The 17,800-nt window shown below is 31.0% G+C and carries 19 protein-coding genes; 12 read left to right on the top strand and 7 right to left on the bottom strand.

What is annotated here, in order from left to right; genetic code table 11:
* Positions 1-60: 60 nt before the first annotated feature.
* Positions 61-309, bottom strand: coding sequence for a (2Fe-2S) ferredoxin domain-containing protein (locus ACREWB_RS12175; protein WP_431547756.1), 249 nt, complete (start codon positions 307-309; stop codon positions 61-63).
* A gap of 336 nt (positions 310-645) precedes the next feature.
* On the opposite strand from ACREWB_RS12175, the gene ACREWB_RS12170 reads away from it, so the two are divergent.
* The 4 genes from ACREWB_RS12170 (at position 646) to ACREWB_RS12155 (ending at position 4,233) form a co-directional block, all read left to right on the top strand.
* Positions 646-1,146, top strand: a complete 501-nt coding sequence (locus ACREWB_RS12170) for a DUF8052 family protein (protein WP_431547705.1) — start codon at positions 646-648, stop codon at positions 1,144-1,146.
* Between the two features lie 52 nt (positions 1,147-1,198).
* Complete coding sequence (locus ACREWB_RS12165) at positions 1,199-2,833, top strand: carbon starvation CstA family protein (RefSeq protein WP_431547704.1); 1,635 nt, start codon at positions 1,199-1,201, stop codon at positions 2,831-2,833.
* 165 nt (positions 2,834-2,998) lie between these two features.
* Entirely contained in the window at positions 2,999-3,292 is a 294-nt protein-coding gene (locus ACREWB_RS12160) for a DUF7990 family protein (RefSeq protein ID WP_431547703.1), read from the top strand.
* A gap of 17 nt (positions 3,293-3,309) precedes the next feature.
* A complete protein-coding gene (locus ACREWB_RS12155; RefSeq protein WP_431547702.1) occupies positions 3,310-4,233 on the top strand; it encodes an ArsA family ATPase in 924 nt (307 codons plus the stop codon).
* A gap of 53 nt (positions 4,234-4,286) precedes the next feature.
* Here the strand turns inward: ACREWB_RS12155 and ACREWB_RS12150 are convergent, their stop codons facing one another.
* Positions 4,287-4,913: a GntR family transcriptional regulator gene (locus ACREWB_RS12150; protein WP_431547755.1), complete on the bottom strand. Its 627-nt coding sequence runs from the start codon at positions 4,911-4,913 to the stop codon at positions 4,287-4,289.
* A 250-nt stretch (positions 4,914-5,163) separates the two neighbouring features.
* On the opposite strand from ACREWB_RS12150, the gene ACREWB_RS12145 reads away from it, so the two are divergent.
* Positions 5,164-5,907 carry a hypothetical protein gene (locus tag ACREWB_RS12145; RefSeq protein WP_431547701.1) on the top strand — a complete coding sequence of 248 codons (744 nt, stop codon included), beginning with the start codon at positions 5,164-5,166 and terminating at the stop codon, positions 5,905-5,907.
* 137 nt (positions 5,908-6,044) lie between these two features.
* Complete coding sequence (gene galE / locus ACREWB_RS12140) at positions 6,045-7,031, top strand: UDP-glucose 4-epimerase GalE (protein ID WP_431547700.1); 987 nt, start codon at positions 6,045-6,047, stop codon at positions 7,029-7,031.
* Positions 7,032-7,175: 144 nt separating this feature from the next.
* On the opposite strand, the gene ACREWB_RS12135 is transcribed toward galE, so the two are convergent.
* The 3 genes from ACREWB_RS12135 to ACREWB_RS12125 all read right to left on the bottom strand — a co-directional run bounded on the left by ACREWB_RS12135 (position 7,176) and on the right by ACREWB_RS12125 (position 9,868).
* Positions 7,176-7,337 (bottom strand): hypothetical protein, encoded by a 162-nt coding sequence (locus ACREWB_RS12135; protein ID WP_431547699.1) that lies wholly within the window; start codon positions 7,335-7,337, stop codon positions 7,176-7,178.
* Between the two features lie 373 nt (positions 7,338-7,710).
* Complete coding sequence (locus ACREWB_RS12130; RefSeq protein WP_431547698.1) at positions 7,711-7,854, bottom strand: hypothetical protein; 144 nt, start codon at positions 7,852-7,854, stop codon at positions 7,711-7,713.
* Positions 7,855-8,044: 190 nt separating this feature from the next.
* A complete protein-coding gene (locus tag ACREWB_RS12125; protein WP_431547697.1) occupies positions 8,045-9,868 on the bottom strand; it encodes a MutS-related protein in 1,824 nt (607 codons plus the stop codon).
* A 197-nt stretch (positions 9,869-10,065) separates the two neighbouring features.
* Between ACREWB_RS12125 and ACREWB_RS12120 the strand changes: the two genes are divergently transcribed.
* A complete protein-coding gene (locus ACREWB_RS12120) occupies positions 10,066-10,722 on the top strand; it encodes a hypothetical protein (protein ID WP_431547696.1) in 657 nt (218 codons plus the stop codon).
* A gap of 43 nt (positions 10,723-10,765) precedes the next feature.
* On the opposite strand, the gene ACREWB_RS12115 is transcribed toward ACREWB_RS12120, so the two are convergent.
* Positions 10,766-12,262, bottom strand: coding sequence for a leucyl aminopeptidase (locus ACREWB_RS12115; protein ID WP_431547695.1), 1,497 nt, complete (start codon positions 12,260-12,262; stop codon positions 10,766-10,768).
* A gap of 159 nt (positions 12,263-12,421) precedes the next feature.
* Between ACREWB_RS12115 and ACREWB_RS12110 the strand changes: the two genes are divergently transcribed.
* The 4 genes from ACREWB_RS12110 to ACREWB_RS12095 all read left to right on the top strand — a co-directional run bounded on the left by ACREWB_RS12110 (position 12,422) and on the right by ACREWB_RS12095 (position 15,605).
* Complete coding sequence (locus ACREWB_RS12110) at positions 12,422-13,312, top strand: DMT family transporter (protein WP_431547694.1); 891 nt, start codon at positions 12,422-12,424, stop codon at positions 13,310-13,312.
* A 3-nt stretch (positions 13,313-13,315) separates the two neighbouring features.
* On the top strand, positions 13,316-13,882 hold the full coding sequence (locus ACREWB_RS12105) for a cytidylate kinase family protein (RefSeq protein ID WP_431547693.1): 567 nt from the start codon (positions 13,316-13,318) through the stop codon (positions 13,880-13,882).
* A 270-nt stretch (positions 13,883-14,152) separates the two neighbouring features.
* On the top strand, positions 14,153-15,253 hold the full coding sequence (locus tag ACREWB_RS12100; RefSeq protein WP_431547692.1) for a stage II sporulation protein P: 1,101 nt from the start codon (positions 14,153-14,155) through the stop codon (positions 15,251-15,253).
* A gap of 88 nt (positions 15,254-15,341) precedes the next feature.
* A complete protein-coding gene (locus ACREWB_RS12095) occupies positions 15,342-15,605 on the top strand; it encodes a hypothetical protein (protein WP_431547691.1) in 264 nt (87 codons plus the stop codon).
* 59 nt (positions 15,606-15,664) lie between these two features.
* Here ACREWB_RS12095 and ACREWB_RS12090 read toward each other — a convergent pair whose 3' ends face one another.
* Entirely contained in the window at positions 15,665-16,612 is a 948-nt protein-coding gene (locus ACREWB_RS12090; RefSeq protein ID WP_431547690.1) for a 7TM diverse intracellular signaling domain-containing protein, read from the bottom strand.
* Between the two features lie 288 nt (positions 16,613-16,900).
* On the opposite strand from ACREWB_RS12090, the gene yidA reads away from it, so the two are divergent.
* Entirely contained in the window at positions 16,901-17,725 is an 825-nt protein-coding gene (gene yidA, locus ACREWB_RS12085; RefSeq protein ID WP_431547689.1) for a sugar-phosphatase, read from the top strand.
* Positions 17,726-17,800 lie beyond the last annotated feature (75 nt).

Below are 17,800 nucleotides of genomic sequence, written 5' to 3'. Positions count from 1 at the left end.
ATCACTTCTCCTATTTTATGAATTAAGATTAAATTTTTCTATTTTTTACAAGTAAAATATTTACGCCTTATCGTTCAAAATATATTCATTAAAAAAGTCATTAATATTTTCTCTACTAACTGATATCACAGAGCTATCGTTGATCTTTACTGATACCCCGTTTGCACATTTACCTAAACAAAAGGCTGATTTTAGTGTAATGATGCTGTCTAAATTATTTTCTTTAATTAATTTTTGAAGTCCATGAATTACATCGTAGGATCCTTTTAAATGGCAGCTACTACCAATACATACGGTTACTGTTTTTATATATACCACTCCTAAAAATTAGTTTTTATTACATTAAATAAAATCTATATGTTAAAATAATATCACTATGTTGAATAATCAGCAAGTGGGTAATTTTAGTACCCTTCAAAACAATATAAGGTATACCTTTACAAATTTATATTTAGAAATTTCTTTAATATATTTAAAAGAATAATTGAATTGTTAATAAAGTGTGTACAAATTTGTATTTGTGTGGTATGATAATAATCAGAAAATACAGAATATAAAGAAAAAAATAGTCTATTTGTTAAATAATATACTATGTTGTCTAAAACTAGTTTGTGAGTAGAAAATATGTGAGAGGAGCAGATATCTATGAGTGATAAATATATGAAAGAGTTAATTAAAAAGTTCCAGCGTAATTTTGATCTTGAGTATAACAAGCAGATGGGTGGAATTAATTTTGATTTTACTGGTGAGTTTAATCAAAGAAGTATTAAATATATGTTCCTTAAAGCAGCAGAGGTATACGCTTTTAAGAGCCATGAATATGTTTTTTACAAAAGTGTAGATTATAAATTTGGTGCACTTGATATTTCTAAAATTAAATCTTTAATAGATGAAAATGTAAACGCTATCATCAAAATGGACGCCGAGCATATGGCAAGTGTCATTACTTTTATATTTTCTAGCACTGAAAGTCCTGATCTAGAAACTCAAGAGGCTATAAAAAAATTCAAGTATTATAAAAGCTTCTTATTTGGATTTAAGGGATGGGTTAATGTAAAATTAATTTTTATAAATTCCAATACTAATAAAGTTATTACTAATAAGTTTGCAAGGGCAAATGAAAAATTTTTTCAACAAACTAGCTAATATAAATTTTTTGTAAATTTATATAGATATTTTATGAAAAGGGGGAAATTATATGAATTCAGTAATACTTGTCTTAGGTTCTATCATTGTTTTTGTGCTGGCTTATGCCACTTATGGAGCATGGCTTTGTAAAAAATGGGGTATTGATGTTAAAAGACCAACCCCGGCTCACACAAGAAAAGATGGGATAGATTATGTACCAACCCCAGCTCCAATTTTACTCGGTCATCATTTTTCTTCTATCGCTGGTGCAGGGCCAATAGTTGGACCTATAGGCGCAGCAGTTTTTGGGTGGTTACCAGTTGTATTATGGATTATTATAGGTAGTATTTTCTTTGGTGGAGTTCATGATATGGGAGCTTTATTCGCATCAATTAGACATGATGGTAAATCTATAGGTGAGGTTATAAATGTTAATATGGGTAAATCAGGTAAAAGACTATTCTCATGGTTTGCTTGGCTTACACTTATACTTGTTATTGCTGCATTTACATCAATATGTGCAAGTACTTTTGTAAGTACACCATCAGCAGGTACTTCTTCAGGATTATTTATGATATTAGCTATTTTCTTTGGGTATTTCGTATATAGAAAAGGTGTAGGTCTTGGTTTAAGCAGTGTAATAGGAGTAGTTTTACTATTTTTCTGTATATGGCTTGGACTAAGTTTTCCACTAGTATTATCATATAATACATGGGTAATTATATTACTCGTATATATTTCAATAGCATCCATTGCACCGGTATGGATATTACTTCAACCTAGAGATTATTTAAACTCATTCTTATTATATGCAATGTTAATTGGAGCAACACTTGGAATAATAATTAGCCATCCAACAATCAAACTACCAGCAGTTACTTCTTTCGATTTAGGAAAAGGAAATTTACTATTCCCAATGCTATTTGTAACAGTTGCCTGTGGTGCTATTTCTGGATTTCACTCACTAGTAGCTTCAGGAACAACTGCAAAACAATTAACAAGTGAAAAAGATGTTAAACTTATAGGATATGGTTCAATGCTTATAGAAGGAGTACTAGCTATAGTAGCCATTGTTACTGCAGCGTATATTGGAGCTGATAAACTTACGGATCTATTAAAGGGTGGAGCTGTAAATGTATTTTCGGATGGTATAGGGAATTTCATGACAAGCTTTGGAATACCATTTGCAACAGGTAAGAGTTTTACTGCACTTGCAATTTCAGCCTTTGCGCTAACTTCTTTAGATACAGCAACAAGACTTGGAAGATTTATATTCCAGGAAATGTTTGATAATGGAACTGAAAATGGAAAAACTCCTAATATGCTTACTAATAAATATGTTGCAACTGTTGTAACTGTTATATTTGGTGGTGCATTAACCTTTATGGGTTGGGCAAAAGTATGGCCAATATTCGGTTCAGCTAATCAACTATTAGCGGCACTTGCATTACTAACTATTGCAGTATTCTTAAAGAATATGGGAAAAGAATACAGAATGGTAATTATTCCAGCTATATTTATGTTTTTAGTAACTCAAGTTGCACTAGTCCTATTAATAGCTGAGAAGTCTAAGGATTTAGGGGCAAACTGGTTCTTAGTTGTTATAGCCTGCGTACTGTTTGTACTAGCCATAGTACTATTAGTATCTGGTGTAAAAGCATTAGCTTCAAAGCCTAAGGATTTAGACAAGAACGTTAAGGCATAAAAATATTTTTAAAAGTATAGAATGTAAATAAAGTATAAATAATAAAGCTAACATATTGTAGCCATTGAAATTTAATCGTTTTAAATTTCAAACTATAATGCGTTAGCTTTATAAATATTTAGGTGAGTGGACTGTGGATAAATTTATGAATTGAGGTGATGAGTTGTGGGTAAAGAGAAAATAAAAGAGTTTTTAGGAGATTTAAAGATGTTTTTTCAGGGTGCTACAGATTTTAATAGAAAATCTAAAGCAATTCTTGAAAAAGAAGCACGAGATGAAATGGATAATTTTATTCTTTTATGTTTTGCAGATACTCTTGGGCTTCCTTTCCCAACTTCCTATTATGCACTTGAGCTATTACCTTATATAGCAGAGGATTTAGAAAGTTGGCAAAGAAGAATGATGGATAGAAAATCAATATGGGGAGAAAAATGGGGAGATTATGATTTAGATGCCTAATGAAAGAGGGGATACATATGAATAAAATAGTTTTTTTCGGTGGAAAGGGTGGAGTAGGTAAAACCACATGTTCAGCATCTTTTGCCTTAAACTCTGCGCTAAAGGGAAAAAGAACACTTTTAGTTTCAACAGATCCTGCACATTCAATTTCAGATATATTTGAAAAACCTATTGGTAGTAAAATAATAAATATAGATAAAAATTTAGATGCACTAGAAATTGATTCTAAGTTAGAAAGCAAAAAATATATGAACGGTGTGCAGGCTAATCTTAAAAATGTAGTAAGTCCTATTATTGTAAAGGAGATAAAAAAGCAGATAGATGCAGCGGCAGTTTCACCTGGTACTGAAGAAGCAGCTCTCTTTGATAAGATGATAGAAATAATAAATGAAAAAAGTAGTGAGTACGATCAAATAGTTTTTGATACTGCACCAACAGGGCATACTGTAAGGCTAATGTCGCTACCGGAACTCTTAGGAGCATGGCTTAAGTCTCTTATAGCTAAAAGAAAAAAAGCGCTTGGTATAATGCAAATGGCAAACAATGCAGGTAAAAAGAATCAAGATGGCTTTTCTAATGATGAGGTAATCAAGATTCTTACAAAAAGACTTGAAAATATGGAGAATGCAAGGAAAATAATAACTGACAATAACAGGCTCAGTTTTATATTCGTTTTAAATGCTGAAAAGCTTGCCATAGAAGAAACTGTGAAAGCCATAAAAATATTAGATACATACAAAATTAAAGTTGATAGTTTGATTGTTAATAGAATTTTACCAGAGAATAGCGTGGATAAGTTTTGGATAGGAAGAAAAGAACTTGAAAATAAATATTTAGAGGAAATTTATAATGCATTTAAAGGTAAAAATATTATAAAAATTCCTATGCTTAGCTCGGATATGAGGGCAGATAATATTAAAGATGTAGCCAGGTATTTTTAAAACCCTTACGCTGTAGCACTATAGTGCCGCAGCGTAAGGGTTTTTATAGATTTTTAGTCTTTTGACAAAAAAGTCTCAATCCTGTCATAGCTATTTTCCACGCAAATAACCACAAATATATCTTTATCTCTAAATATGGTAGCTGGACCAGGGGATAGTATTAACTTGTCATCTCGTCTTATTCCAATTATAGTTGCTCCTGTATTTTGCCAAAATTCAACTTCGGATATAGTTTTACCTATGATACTCATTTCAGATTGTATCTCAAACTCAAAAGGTATAAAAGGATTGCTATTTTTAAATCTACTAGAATAATCTATTAATTCATCAATAGAATATTCTATACTTTTATCAAGTTCTTTTTTCTTTTCCAGTAAATCCATAATATCTTTTTTTAGAGAACTCATTGAATCTATATCTTTGAATTCATCTATAAATTTCAAACAATTATCTGCTGAGTTTATTACTATGCCACTGCCTTTTGTAACTTTAACTATATCCTTGTCGCTTAAAAGAGTTATAGACCTTCTTATAGTTTCGGGTGATACGTTATACTGGCTTGCAAGTGAAGATCTACCATATAGCTTATCACCTATAGAAAGATCCCCTGATATTATTCTATTAGTTATATCAATAGCTATTTTTTGGTATATAGGTTTTAACGTAGAGTCATTTGGCATTTTTGATTTTATCAAAAGTAATATTATACTTTCGATAAATCCCCCCTTCTAAGATATTCTAATTAATTATACATCGGTGCCACCCACGTGGCAAGTGGCAAGTTGTAAAGTTCGAATTAAAAAATAAAATCCATTATTAACTATAAATTGAATAAAATAAAGATGACAGCCTTTTTGCAAAATGCATATTATTTACGTTATGCAGTAATAATAAGAAAGTACGAAAAATTTACTGTAAGGGGACCTGAAAATGGAAAAAACATCTTTAAGAATGAAAATATTAAGTGGAATGTTATGCACAGGCTTAGCACTTTCATCCACAAGTATTACTTTTGCTGCAGTAAGAGAAAGTAGCAATTTGAATGAAAAACTTGCAACAAGTATGAGTTTTAAAGTTACTGTAGATAATGAAAAGGCGAAAGAGGCAAGGCACGCAGATATGGAGGGTACACTAGAGGGTGTAATTAAAGAGAGTGTACAGTCGGGTATTATTACAGCAGATGAGGGCAAAAGGGTTTTAGATCATGTAGCTACAAAATCAGACAAGAGAAGTGGCGACAACAGTGAATGCAAAAATTGTAAAGGCGAAAAAGGTGGATTTTTTAATGAATTAGTTACTGAAAAAATTCTAACTCAGGAAAAATCTGATGCATTAAAAGAAAAAATGCATCTTAAGAAAACAGAAATTAGAGCAGCAGAACTTCGACAGAGTTTAAACATTCTTGTAGTTAACAAAGTGCTAACACCTGAGCAAAAGGAAAAAGTTGAAAAAGCTATAATGGCAAACTATGCGCAGAGAAAAGAAAATTATAGCAAAATGAAGGATATGACTAAAGCAGAAAAGAAGGCGTATAAGAAAGAAATGAAGAAAAATAAGAAAAGTCCACTTAAGGCACTTATTGATAATGGGACTATAACAAAAGATCAAGAAAAAGAAATACAGAAGATATTACCTCATCATAAACATGGTCATCATGATAACGAAAAGAACTAGTAAAAACTACCAAGGCATACGCTTTGGTAGTTTTTGATATGTACTTAATAAAAAATTTATAATTAAAATAAGTAGATGTGTTAGAATGATATAAGAAGATAATTAATAAATGGAATTTTAAGGGAGGAATTTGATTAATGGCTATTTTAGTATGTGGAGGAGCAGGTTACATTGGAAGTCATATGGTTGCTGAGCTTTTAGAAAAAGGCGAAGAGGTAGTTGTTTTAGATAATTTTCAAAAGGGACATCGCGATTCGTTACTTGGTGGAAAGCTTTATACTGGAGATTTAAGAGACGACGTAATACTTAATAAGGTTTTTACAGAGAATAATATAGATGCAGTTATAGATTTTGCGGCAGATTCACTAGTGGGTGAAAGTGTTACGGAGCCCCTAAAGTATTTTGAAAATAACATTGGATCAACTATAAATTTACTTAAGGCGATGAGAGATCATAAAGTTAAGTACATAGTATTTTCATCTACAGCAGCAACTTATGGAGAACCGGATAATATTCCTATTCTTGAAGAAGATAAGACTTTTCCTACTAATCCTTATGGAGAGTCAAAACTTGCGGTTGAGAAGATTTTAAAATGGTGTGATAATGCCTATGGTATAAAATATACGGCACTAAGATATTTTAATGCAGCAGGAGCACATGTAAGCGGTAAAATAGGCGAAGATCATAGACCAGAATCCCATTTAATTCCTATTATACTTCAGGTAGCTCTTGGACAAAGAGAAAAAATCATGGTATTTGGGGAGGATTACGATACAGCGGATGGTACTTGTGTTAGAGATTATGTACATGTATCTGATCTTGCCAGTGCTCATCTACTTGCAGTGAAAAGGCTTAGACGAGGCGAGGATAGCGTAACATGTAATCTTGGAAACGGTAAGGGATTTTCTGTTAAAGAGGTAATAGATGTAACGAGAAAAGTTACGGGTAGGGAAATAAAAGCAGAAATGGCACCTAGACGTGCTGGTGATCCTGCGGTGCTTATAGCTTCTAGTGAAAAGGCTAAGAAAATTCTTGGGTGGGAGCCTAAATATGATTCACTACAAACAATAATAGAAACAGCATGGGCGTGGCACGAGGGTCATCCAGAAGGGTACGAGAAATAATGTGAAATCTCCTACATGTCTTTCAATAAGAGCTCAAAACTAGAAATTCCATTAAGAAATTCTAAACTTTTGCTCATGTAAGATTCTCTAACGCTCACATTCGCCTTCCTGGCTCAGGTTCGCTAGCCAGCCGTCCTGGCTGGCTTACGAGAATCTTACATTCGCAAAAGAAGAATTTCTAAATGGAATTTCAATAGTTTCTCGCTTCTTATTGAAAGACATTGCGAAGAAATCCATTATGTCATCTTTATGAGTCATGGATGAAATAATTGAGAGAAGATGAAAAGATTCTAATATTTTGATCATGCAAAAATCTACCTGTGGGCAGTTCTCTGTGAGTATATAACAATTATTAATTGTTATATGCTCATATTCGTGGCTGGATTACGAGACTTTTGCATGAGCAAGAGTAAATTTAAATAGTTTCTCGATTATTATTGCAAGTCATTAATTCTTTTAGGCGACAGCCTGAGGAATCAAAAAAAATCTCTGGAATGCCTAAATATTTTAGTGTCTTCCTATGACTATAGAATAAGGTACGTTAGTGCCTTATGCGTTATGGTGAGCGGAATATGAGTTAAATAATCAAGAAAAAATTAAAAAAAATAAAAAAGTTGTACAAGCTTCCAATTGATGGATTGCATGTACAACTTTTTTAGTTAATTGTAATAATTAGTGCTTATTTAGTAAATACTAATTGCACGCCGTATTTGTTTTTAAAATCTTTTTCTTTTTTCGAACATTCAACAACAGAAGAACCTTTAAGGAATGTCGTTATAGAAATTAATATAATTATATTTCTAAATAACAGATTAATTTTCATAACTTATCTCCTTTCGCCGATTTATTTATGTTATTATTTTGCCCGAAAATATAATTAAAAGACTATTGAATCATAGGGAATTAGTTTAAATATATACATGGATTAAATGTCAAAAATCAAAAAAATCAGAAATTAAATATAAAAAAACAGAGTATACTTTTAATTAAAACATACTCTGAATAAAATAGAATTATTTTGGAATTACCATATCACTTGGAATTTTAAGGCCTGCCATTTTCATTAAGTATAGAGCATTTCTAGTGGTAGATACGCCACTTCTAAGCTTATAGTCAAAGTATAGTTTATTATCCTTATAGTATTCTCTAAGGTGATAATTCTTAACTTTTTTGTTTGTATTCTCTATGTCACCTAGTTCTAAGTCATGTGTAGATACAAAGCCTAGAGCATTTTCGTTACTTAATTTTGTTACAAGAACCGTAGCGCCAGTATGTCTATCTATAGAGTTTGTTCCTTTGAAAATTTCATCTAGCAAGAAGAAAATTGGTGCTTTATTTTCTGTAGCACTTACAAGAGTCTTTATTCTTAAAAGCTCTGCATAGAAGGAAGAAATATTTTTTTCTAAATTATCACTTGTCCTCATGCAAGTATATATATCCATAATAGAGCAAATAAAACTTTTCCCGCATACAGGAGCACCAGCATAGGCTAAAACTAAGTTAATGCCTGTAGTTCGGAGTAGTGTGCTTTTTCCAGACATATTAGAACCAGTTATTAATAGAATGTTTTGTGATTTTTCTATGTTAATATCGTTATATATCCGGCTGCTTCCAAGTAGTGGATGGCCTAGGTTTTGAGCTTTAAAAATAGGGGATCCAGTCTGGAATTTTGGCGTTGCCCAATCACTGTGCTCATAGGATATAATTGATAAACTATTTAAGGCTTCAAATTCACCTATAACTTCCAGCCAAGTTTTTAAAAATGGACTACTATCTTTTTTAAAGCGTTGTAGATTTATTAAACATTGATAATCCCAAAGAAGAAGGATGTTTATCGGCATGTAGTACATGTTTGCTCTATCAGATATTAAGTTAACTAGTTTTACTAACTTTTTTATCTGCGAAGAAGCTGTTGTTCCATCTGCATTTATTAGTTTAGCTCTTAATTTTAACAAATACTCAGAGCTGAAGGTCTTCTTTTCTATATGCATAAGCAGTTTATTATATATGAGGAGGGTATCTTTATATTGGTGTACAGTGTCTAAACTGAGGCTTATCTCTTTATATCCAATTGCAAGCAGTATTATCTGAAGTACAATGGCTAAAAGGGATATTTTATAGGATATAATAGAAAAAATAAAGGATGCAGCAAGGAGTGATAGAGTTATTATTGGAAGTACCCTTACTGTAATTATTACCCAAGATTTTAGGAAGAACTCATTTTTATCTTTTACCCATCCATATAATTTTTCTGGATTATGATTTTTATGTTCGCTAAGGATGGCTTCCGCTTGAAATCTTTGTCTCCATGAAAGACTGCTTGCTAACTCTTTTATAGATTTTTGTCGTTCATATATTTCCTCAATGCTATAAAGAGGCTTTAATAGTGCATCCTTTAGTTTTTTTCTTCCGAGATAAGTTATGCAGGTATTTATCCATTGAAAAAGGGAGTTATCACCAAATATATCTAGGTCTTTAGTGTAATTATGTTCTTCATCAGAGAAATCGTCGCCGTTATCTAAGAAATCCTTCCAATTGTTATTGCTGCGTTTTATTGAGTTTTCATTAATCTCACATAAGATAGAACAACGAATTTTATTGTATTTTATTTTGTTATGCTTAATGGCCAAAAATACAAATATGATAGAGGTGGCAATTATTACAGAAAGACATAAGTAATAAGTAGTCCGAACATAAAAGAAAACTGTAAAGCCCAGGCCGCTTGCAAAAATCAAAAGCCTTAATAAGCCTATAAAACTTATGGCTTCATTTTGTTTTTTTAATAGATAATTGTAATGTCTTTTTTCATTAGTATAAAGTGTTTTTTTAGTTTCCATAATATCCTCCTGTGTAATTTTCTTAACTAGATATATAATATCATAAAAATGGTCTTCTCCGCAATTTTCAATATTAGGATAATATGCCCATGTAAATATAAAAATAACCATAAACTATTTATGAACTCTTAAAATTTATGGTAAAAAACATTTTTATTATGCTAAAATATAAACATTATGAAAAATAGGAGGAAAAAATGTCTAGAAATAAAAAACAAAAAAATAGATGGGTATTTGCACTTATTATTTTGATAGGAATGGCGACATTTATAAGGGCTGGATTATATAATGGTGGAGTAGCTGTTAAAAAAACAGATTCCATAGAAGTTTTAGGTAAACTTAAAGATATACAAGAAAAAGGTGGCAAATTCGAACTAAATCAAAAGGATATGGATGAGTTAAGTAGCATGTATTTTGCTAATCCTAAAGAAAAGGGCAACATAACTCTAAAGGGAGTTAATATAGAAATATTAGAGGGGGAGCTTTTAATTGTGGCTCCCATTAGTTACAAAAATATTGATTTGCTATTTTCTTCTAAGGGAAAATTAAATCTTTCTAGTGGAGATATTGTATTTGATGCTGAGAGTTTTAAAATCGGCAAGATTAAAATCCCTAAAGAATTTGTGGTTTCACAAGTTTCAAAGCTTAAAAATAACAATATTTTTGCGGATGGTAATTCAATAAGAATTAATGCAAGAGTAGTTCCTTTTAAAATAGAAGAATTTAAAATTGTAGATGATAAAATATTAGGTACAGCTGAGAAGCTAGATGCAAAAATGTCGATGAGGAGTGCAGTGATTTACAATATTGATCAGAACAGTATAAAAGTAATAAGACAGATATTTGGAGTGTAAAAACCCCCATCAAAATACTTAGGAGTATTTTGATGGGGGTTTTTTAATTTTCTAGCTGCTTAATCAAGTGATACAATAGTCTAGCGCCTTCACCAGTTCCACCTTTTGAACCGTAATCACTGTCTTTATCAGCCCAAGCAGTACCAGCTATGTCAAGGTGTAGCCAAGGATTTTCTCCTACAAATTCACCTATGAATAATCCAGCAGTTATACTACCAGCGTTTGGACCTCCTACGTTTTTAAGGTCGGCTACGTCAGATTTAATTAACTCTTTATATTCATCAAAGGTAGGTAATTTCCAAACCTTCTCATCACATATTTTTGAAGCCATGTCGAGTCTACTAAAGAAGTAATCATTATTTGTAACTACACCAGTAGCTGTGGTTCCTAGGGCGTGTAAAACTGACCCGGTTAATGTGGCTATATCCACTACTTTTGTAGCATGCTCTTTTTCAATTATATAATTCACTGCATCTATAAGAGTCAATCTTCCCTCTGCATCAGTATTAAGAACTTCTATGGTTTTGCCACCCATGGAGTTTATTATATCGCCTGGTCTATAACTATTGCCACTAATCATATTTTCACAAGCGGCAACTACTGCAACTACATTTACTTTTGCTTTGAGTTTTGTTATAGCAGTCATGGCACCAATTACTGCAGCTGCTCCACCCATGTCAGATTTCATTGTAACCATTCCGGCTGTGGACTTTATAGACAATCCACCTGAGTCATACGTAAGGCCTTTACCAACTAAACCTATAATGTCTTCGCTGTTTTCAGGGTTACCGTTGTATCTCATTACAATCAATGTTGGTGGATTAGTAGATGCTTTAGCTACTTCTAGAAATGCACTCATATTCAATAGTTTTATGGAGGTTTCATCAAATATCTCCACTTGAAAGCCACATTCATTACCAGCTTTATTTGCTTCATATGCTAGCCCTACGGGACCTAATAGATTAGCAGGTTCATTTACTAAGGTTCTAGCTAACAAATTAGCCTGGCCAAGTATTACGCCTTCATTAATACCTTTATTAATGTTTTTTAATTCATCTTCATTAGAATATATTATATTGAACTCTTCTAAGTCTTTCGGTTTTCTATCCCCTTTATACTTATCAAATGTATAATCTGCCATAACTACTGCTTCAGAAATAGTTCTAATAGTTTCAATGGGATTCATTAGGCTAAGTAAGCTATCAATATTTAAATCAATAGATTTAGATTTGTTCTTTGCTGCTTCTTTTACTGATTTTGCTATATTTTTTCGCAGCGCTTCTAGAGTAAAATCTTCTTTTTTTCCAAGCCCAACTAGGATTATATTTTTAGGATATTGATTTCTAAAAAAAATGACGTTCTTAAGCTCTCCGTTTTTACCATTAATGTCTTCGTTTTCTAGTATGAAATTAATTTTAGAGAGAGTTTCGCTGTCCAGACCGAAATTCGAATTGTCTAATTTTAAATCTTCAAAAATTGTAATAATTTTTGTTTGAGCTTCATTATTGTATAATTTAATACTTTTACTATTTAATATCATAGTGCTTCACCTTCTCTTCCAATTTATAAAATGATAATGATTATCAAGTAATAGTTAATTTAATTGTACCGTTAAAGGCTTATTTTGTCAATAAACTTTTATCATAATTATAGTGTAGCTTGTATAATTATGATAAAATGATTCAAAGGGCGTGAATATATGAAAAAGATATACGGAATAATATTTACGGTGGTATCCTCAGCGGCATTTGGAGTTATGCCAATTTTTGCAAAAATAGCTTATAGTGGTGGTGCGAATGTTTTAACAGTATTGTTTCTTAGGTTCTTTTTAGCCTCAATAATTATATTACCTTATATAATTATTACAAAAAAAGATTTTAAATTAAATAAGCAAGCAATAATACACATTATTTTTTTGGCTATTATAGGATATACGGCTACAACTTATACACTATTCATGTCCTATAAGTATATAACAGTTGGACTTGCTACTACGCTGCATTTTATTTATCCTGTAATAGTAACGGTTTTTGCAGTAATCTTGTACAAAGAAAAATTATACTTTAGTAAAATTTTAGCACTTGGGTTATCTATACTTGGGATATATCTTCTAGTGGGCACTGGTGGAGTTACATTAAGTTTTAAAGGGATATGTTTTGCTATAAGTTCAGGATTTTTTTATGCATATTATATTATTGGAGTTTCACATAGCAAAGTTAATAGGATTGATGTTTTTGTTCTGACTTTTTATTTAGCCTTAATATCTTCGCTTATTCTTTTCACAGTGGGAATGATTAGTGGAGGATTAGATTTTAATATAGAACCTTATAGCCTTTTAGCTTGTGGTGGGATGGCTATAGTAGCTACAATTTTGGCTCTTACAATGTTTTTAAAGGGCATAAAAATTATAGGCCCTTCCAATGCTGCTATACTAAGCACTTTAGAGCCTATAGTAAGTATTGGACTTGGAGTTTTAATTCTTAAGGAACAGTTATCATTTAGCATTATAATTGGATGCGTTTTGATTTTGTTTTCAGTAATAATTCTTACACTAGGACAAAAGAAAAAATATAGTAAAGGAGATGAGTGATAATTGAAAATAACTATAACAGGAGATTTGTATTCAGGTAAAAGTACCGTTGCTAAAGCTATAAGTGAGGCCTTAAAGTATACTTATTTTAGTGTAGGTGATTTACAACGGAAGTTAGCTATAGAAAAAGGTATATCTATAACTCAGTACAATAAGTATATGCTGGATAATAATTTAGACAATGAAGTTGACGATAGAACTATGAAAATCGGCAAAGGAAAGGATGATTTTATTTTTGATGCTAGACTTGCATGGAATTTTATACCTGATTCTTTTAAAATTTATTTGAAAGTAGATATAGATGTTTCAGTGCAGCGGGCTATGAAGGATGATAGGGGTAAATCAGAGAAGTATGCAGAGGTTCAGGATGCTAAGGCAAATATAACTGAGAGAAGAAGACTTGAAGTTAGTAGATTTAAGGATATTTATGATGTGGATATTAGTGATGCACGTAACTATGATTTAGTTATAGATACGTCAATTGTTAGTACGGAAGAGGTAATACGGGAAATCTTAGAGAGAATAAAAGAGTATGAAGGTTCTTCTGCGTGCCTTGCAAATGAACTCTAAACTAGAAATTCCAATAAGAAATTCTAATGGAAGTTTAATAGTTTCTTCGTTTCAGTTTCAAGTCACTAATGATAGTTCATCTGGAAATTTCATTATAGCTACCTCCTAGCAAGTTAAATATATTAAATTGTATTTTTATCTGATTATACCAAAATGAAATCAATATTTCTAATATTAATTATAATTGCACAAAAATAAGTAGCACTATCATTCCTAGTATTAATTTGTATATCATGTCATATATATATATTATATATGCAGGGGGTGGGGATGAAGATGAGTATGAATAACAAAGGTATTAAAGAGGATGGCATGGTGAGAATATTTTTAGGTGTCTTTACATTTATTATTATCATTTTAATAAGCCTTATTATACCCAAAAGTGCTAGGGCAGACAATAATGGAGGTTATAAAAACTACTTTTATGTTAATGTTATTAATAATGTATTATCTGTAATACAACCATCAGAAAGTGAAATTAATATGAAAACTGAAGTATTATCGTTTTTAGGAATTGATGTTTTAAATCCTATAACAATAATAGCAAAAGAGGTTTCATATTTAGATTTAAATAAAATTAGTAGTGAGGTGAATAGTGAGAGTAATGAGGAGGAAAATTTAATAACATTTATTCTTAACCCTTTTAAAATAGATGATAAGCAAGTAACTAGGTCAAACGCTAAGAGCAACGGAATTAATGTGATTGCAGACCTTTATAATCCTACTTTAAAACAAACTCTAGATAAGGCCAAGCCACGAGTGTTAATATATCATAGTCATACAACTGAATCTTATCTCGCATCAGAAAAGGATACAACTAAAAGTGCTTTTAATATGGACTTAACAAAAAATGTATGCGCAGTAGGGAATGTAATAAAAGAAGAACTAGAAAAAAATTATGGAATTGCAGTTATACATGATGAGACGTTGCATAATGTAGGGGATTATAATGCGTCATACAAAAAATCTGGAATTACTTTGGATAAATATTTAAAGGCTTATGGAGATTTTGATTTAGTTATTGATATACATAGAGATGGTATAGAAAATAAGAATTTAGTAACTACTAAAATAAACGGGGAAAATGTTGCCCAGATTATGTTTGTAATGGCAAAGGGAAACCCTAGATATGCTAAGCAGAAAAAACTAGTAGATTCTATGATAGGAATATCAAATAAAATATACCCTAATCTTTTAAAAAACTTAGAAATTACTACTGTTAATCGTGGAATTGATTTTTATAACCAAAATAAAAGTGACAATTCCGTGTTAATTGAAGTGGGCACATATACTAATACTATTACCGAAGTTGAAAATACTGGTAAGTATTTATCAAGAATATTTGCAGAACAACTAAATGGTAAAAAATGATAAATAATTAAAAAAATATTATGAAAATTATTCCTTTGCTAAAACATAATGGGTAAGTTATACTATTATAAATAATGGAGGTGTTTTTATGAACGTTGATTTTTCTAATTTTAATCTCAATACCATTATTATGATTGCGGTAGCCATATTACTTGTGTATCTTGGTATTTCGGTATTTAAAATAATTGGAAGAATACTAAGTCTTACTATTGGTATATTCCTTTTAATATATGTGCTTAGACAAATAGGTATTTCAATCCCTATATTAACAGATATTCTAGAAATTCTATTGCAAGTTCTAAATCCAATTATAGATGTTATAAAAAATTTATTTGCTTCTGTAAGTATTTAGTTGCAAAAAAAACCACCAAATATTTTGGTGGTTTTTTCATGGTTAATATATTTATAAGTCTAAATTAAGAATTTGCAAAACTCTATAATTTTTTCTGAGCAATCTTCTTTGTAAAAATGATATACGTAACATAGCATAAAATAAGCTGCTGCGTAAAAGGTTATATATTCTAGTCTAAGAGCCAAGGAGTAACTTAAGCCAGGGTATAAGGTTAAAAAGTATTTATTACCAACCATTAAGGCCCTGAAGGATACAGTTATACAAAGAGCACCAAAATAAAGTTTAGAAATATCATCTATTCTAAAGGTATATAACCACAAATGATATAAGCCCATTATAAGGAGTACACCGAAGTAAAAAATCTCAAGTGCAATTGAAGCCTTTCTTTTGTTGGAAATTTGAGGCTGGGAACCTAGATAAATTTTCTCCCAAGTACCACCTTCTGTAAAGTTATGATTTGAAACTTGAAGTACTAGTTGAACCTTGTCCTTGTTATTCATAAAGTAATTGGTTATAGGCAGGGACAAAGGGCGTTCTGATGAACTGCTGGTGCCAACAATTCCATTAGATGAAAATAGGTCTCCATTTACCCATAATTTATATGATGAGAACATGGAGGGAACACTTATACCTAAAAGAGTTCCCTTATATTTTGGATTCAATTTTACGGTTATACTATAGGTGGCATAACCAAAAGATTCATAATCACTATTATATTTATTCCAAGCCATGGGCATTTCCATATAAGAGGGAAGGTCAGATGTAGTAGAAATAGTTTCTGGTGTCAATAATTGTTTCCAGTAAAATCCCCACTGTCCGGAAAGTTCAGTATATCCATCTTCATTAAAATTCCAGTTTGTAAGATCCAAGACTCCTTTTTCAGAAATCATTTTTGAGGATGTGGTAAAGCAAGAAAAATTATTTAAGGTAAAAATAATATATACTAATGCTGTCATAATAATAATAGATAGGGTGATAATCAATGTTTTTTCTTTCTTTAGCTTCATATTTTATACCCCCCAATTTTTACATATTTCTTATCATTATTACATAGTTATAGTAATTATTAGTTTAACTTTATCTAACATGACATTATTAGACAATGACATTCATATACAAAACTTAATATTAAATTCATAAATTGATTATATAATAAATAACATCAAAACTAAGCATATTTATTATAGACGGAAAAATTCATATAAAATTTACAAAGGCTGTAATCCGTTTCTTATAAAATCATGTGCTATACTATGAAGTGGGTTATAAGAAATGTGGTTACGTGGAGGTAATGAATGTATAAATTAATAGCATTAGATATGGATGGAACATTATTGAATGATAAAAAAGAAATTTCACCGGCAAATCACGAGGCAATTAAGCTAGCTAGGGATAATGGAGTAAAAGTTGTACTAGCATCAGGAAGACCTCTAGTTGGTTTTAAAAAATATTTAGAAGAACTTGACTTAATTTCAAAAGATGATTATGCAGTAGCTTTTAATGGAGCTCTTGTTCAAAGTTCTGAAGGTGGAGAAATAGTATCAAAAACAACATTAACCCTTGATGATTATAAATATTTGTTTGAGTTAAGTAAAGAGCTTAAATGTAATATACATGCATTAACGGAGACTACGGTAATTTCTCCTAAAGATAGTAAATATACTAAACATGAAGCAGATATGAATGGTATTTCTAGAGAAATATCTGATGTTTATGATGTGCCAGCTGATACAACTATAGTGAAAGTTATGTTTGTGGACGAGCCAGAAATTATCGAAGAAATAATGAATAAGATTCCAGAAGAGGTAAGTGATAAGTATACAGTAGTTAGAAGTGCACCATTCTACTTAGAGTTTCTTCATAAATCTGTTAATAAAGGTGCAGGAGTGGCAGCTTTGGCAGAAATGCTAAATATTAAACAAGAAGAGGTTATATGCATAGGAGATGCAGGTAACGATATTCATATGATTAAGTATGCTGGACTCGGTGTTGCAATGGGAAATGCATTCCCTGAGATTAAAAAAATAGCAGATTTTATAACTAAAACCAATGAGGAAGATGGAGTAGCACATGTTATTAATAAGTTCGTTTTACAGGGCGAAGAAAGTTTTGCAGTATAGTCGATATTAATTAATAATAATTGTTGACAGATAACGAAAATAGATATATAATAAGTTCATACAAACTTCTAGATT

It is taken from the genome of Clostridium sp., assembly GCF_050717635.1.
In the GTDB taxonomy this organism is placed as follows: Bacteria; Bacillota; Clostridia; order Clostridiales; family Clostridiaceae; genus Clostridium_AD.
Note: the sequence above shows the minus strand (reverse complement) of the source record. Positions and strands in the feature narration are given on the sequence as shown.

What these genes read in the sequence shown, in the direction of transcription:
- ACREWB_RS12170 (WP_431547705.1), top strand. Translation starts at nt 646, where the DNA reads ATGAGTGATAAATATATGAAAGAGTTAATTAAAAAGTTCCAGCGTAAT.
- ACREWB_RS12165 (WP_431547704.1), top strand. Translation starts at nt 1,199, where the DNA reads ATGAATTCAGTAATACTTGTCTTAGGTTCTATCATTGTTTTTGTGCTG.
- ACREWB_RS12155 (WP_431547702.1), top strand. Translation starts at nt 3,310, where the DNA reads ATGAATAAAATAGTTTTTTTCGGTGGAAAGGGTGGAGTAGGTAAAACC.
- ACREWB_RS12150 (WP_431547755.1), bottom strand. Translation starts at nt 4,913, where the DNA reads ATGCCAAATGACTCTACGTTAAAACCTATATACCAAAAAATAGCTATT.
- ACREWB_RS12145 (WP_431547701.1), top strand. Translation starts at nt 5,164, where the DNA reads ATGGAAAAAACATCTTTAAGAATGAAAATATTAAGTGGAATGTTATGC.
- galE (WP_431547700.1), top strand. Translation starts at nt 6,045, where the DNA reads ATGGCTATTTTAGTATGTGGAGGAGCAGGTTACATTGGAAGTCATATG.
- ACREWB_RS12135 (WP_431547699.1), bottom strand. Translation starts at nt 7,337, where the DNA reads ATGATCAAAATATTAGAATCTTTTCATCTTCTCTCAATTATTTCATCC.
- ACREWB_RS12130 (WP_431547698.1), bottom strand. Translation starts at nt 7,854, where the DNA reads ATGAAAATTAATCTGTTATTTAGAAATATAATTATATTAATTTCTATA.
- ACREWB_RS12125 (WP_431547697.1), bottom strand. Translation starts at nt 9,868, where the DNA reads ATGGAAACTAAAAAAACACTTTATACTAATGAAAAAAGACATTACAAT.
- ACREWB_RS12120 (WP_431547696.1), top strand. Translation starts at nt 10,066, where the DNA reads ATGTCTAGAAATAAAAAACAAAAAAATAGATGGGTATTTGCACTTATT.
- ACREWB_RS12115 (WP_431547695.1), bottom strand. Translation starts at nt 12,262, where the DNA reads ATGATATTAAATAGTAAAAGTATTAAATTATACAATAATGAAGCTCAA.
- ACREWB_RS12110 (WP_431547694.1), top strand. Translation starts at nt 12,422, where the DNA reads ATGAAAAAGATATACGGAATAATATTTACGGTGGTATCCTCAGCGGCA.
- ACREWB_RS12100 (WP_431547692.1), top strand. Translation starts at nt 14,153, where the DNA reads ATGAAGATGAGTATGAATAACAAAGGTATTAAAGAGGATGGCATGGTG.
- ACREWB_RS12095 (WP_431547691.1), top strand. Translation starts at nt 15,342, where the DNA reads ATGAACGTTGATTTTTCTAATTTTAATCTCAATACCATTATTATGATT.
- ACREWB_RS12090 (WP_431547690.1), bottom strand. Translation starts at nt 16,612, where the DNA reads ATGAAGCTAAAGAAAGAAAAAACATTGATTATCACCCTATCTATTATT.
- yidA (WP_431547689.1), top strand. Translation starts at nt 16,901, where the DNA reads ATGTATAAATTAATAGCATTAGATATGGATGGAACATTATTGAATGAT.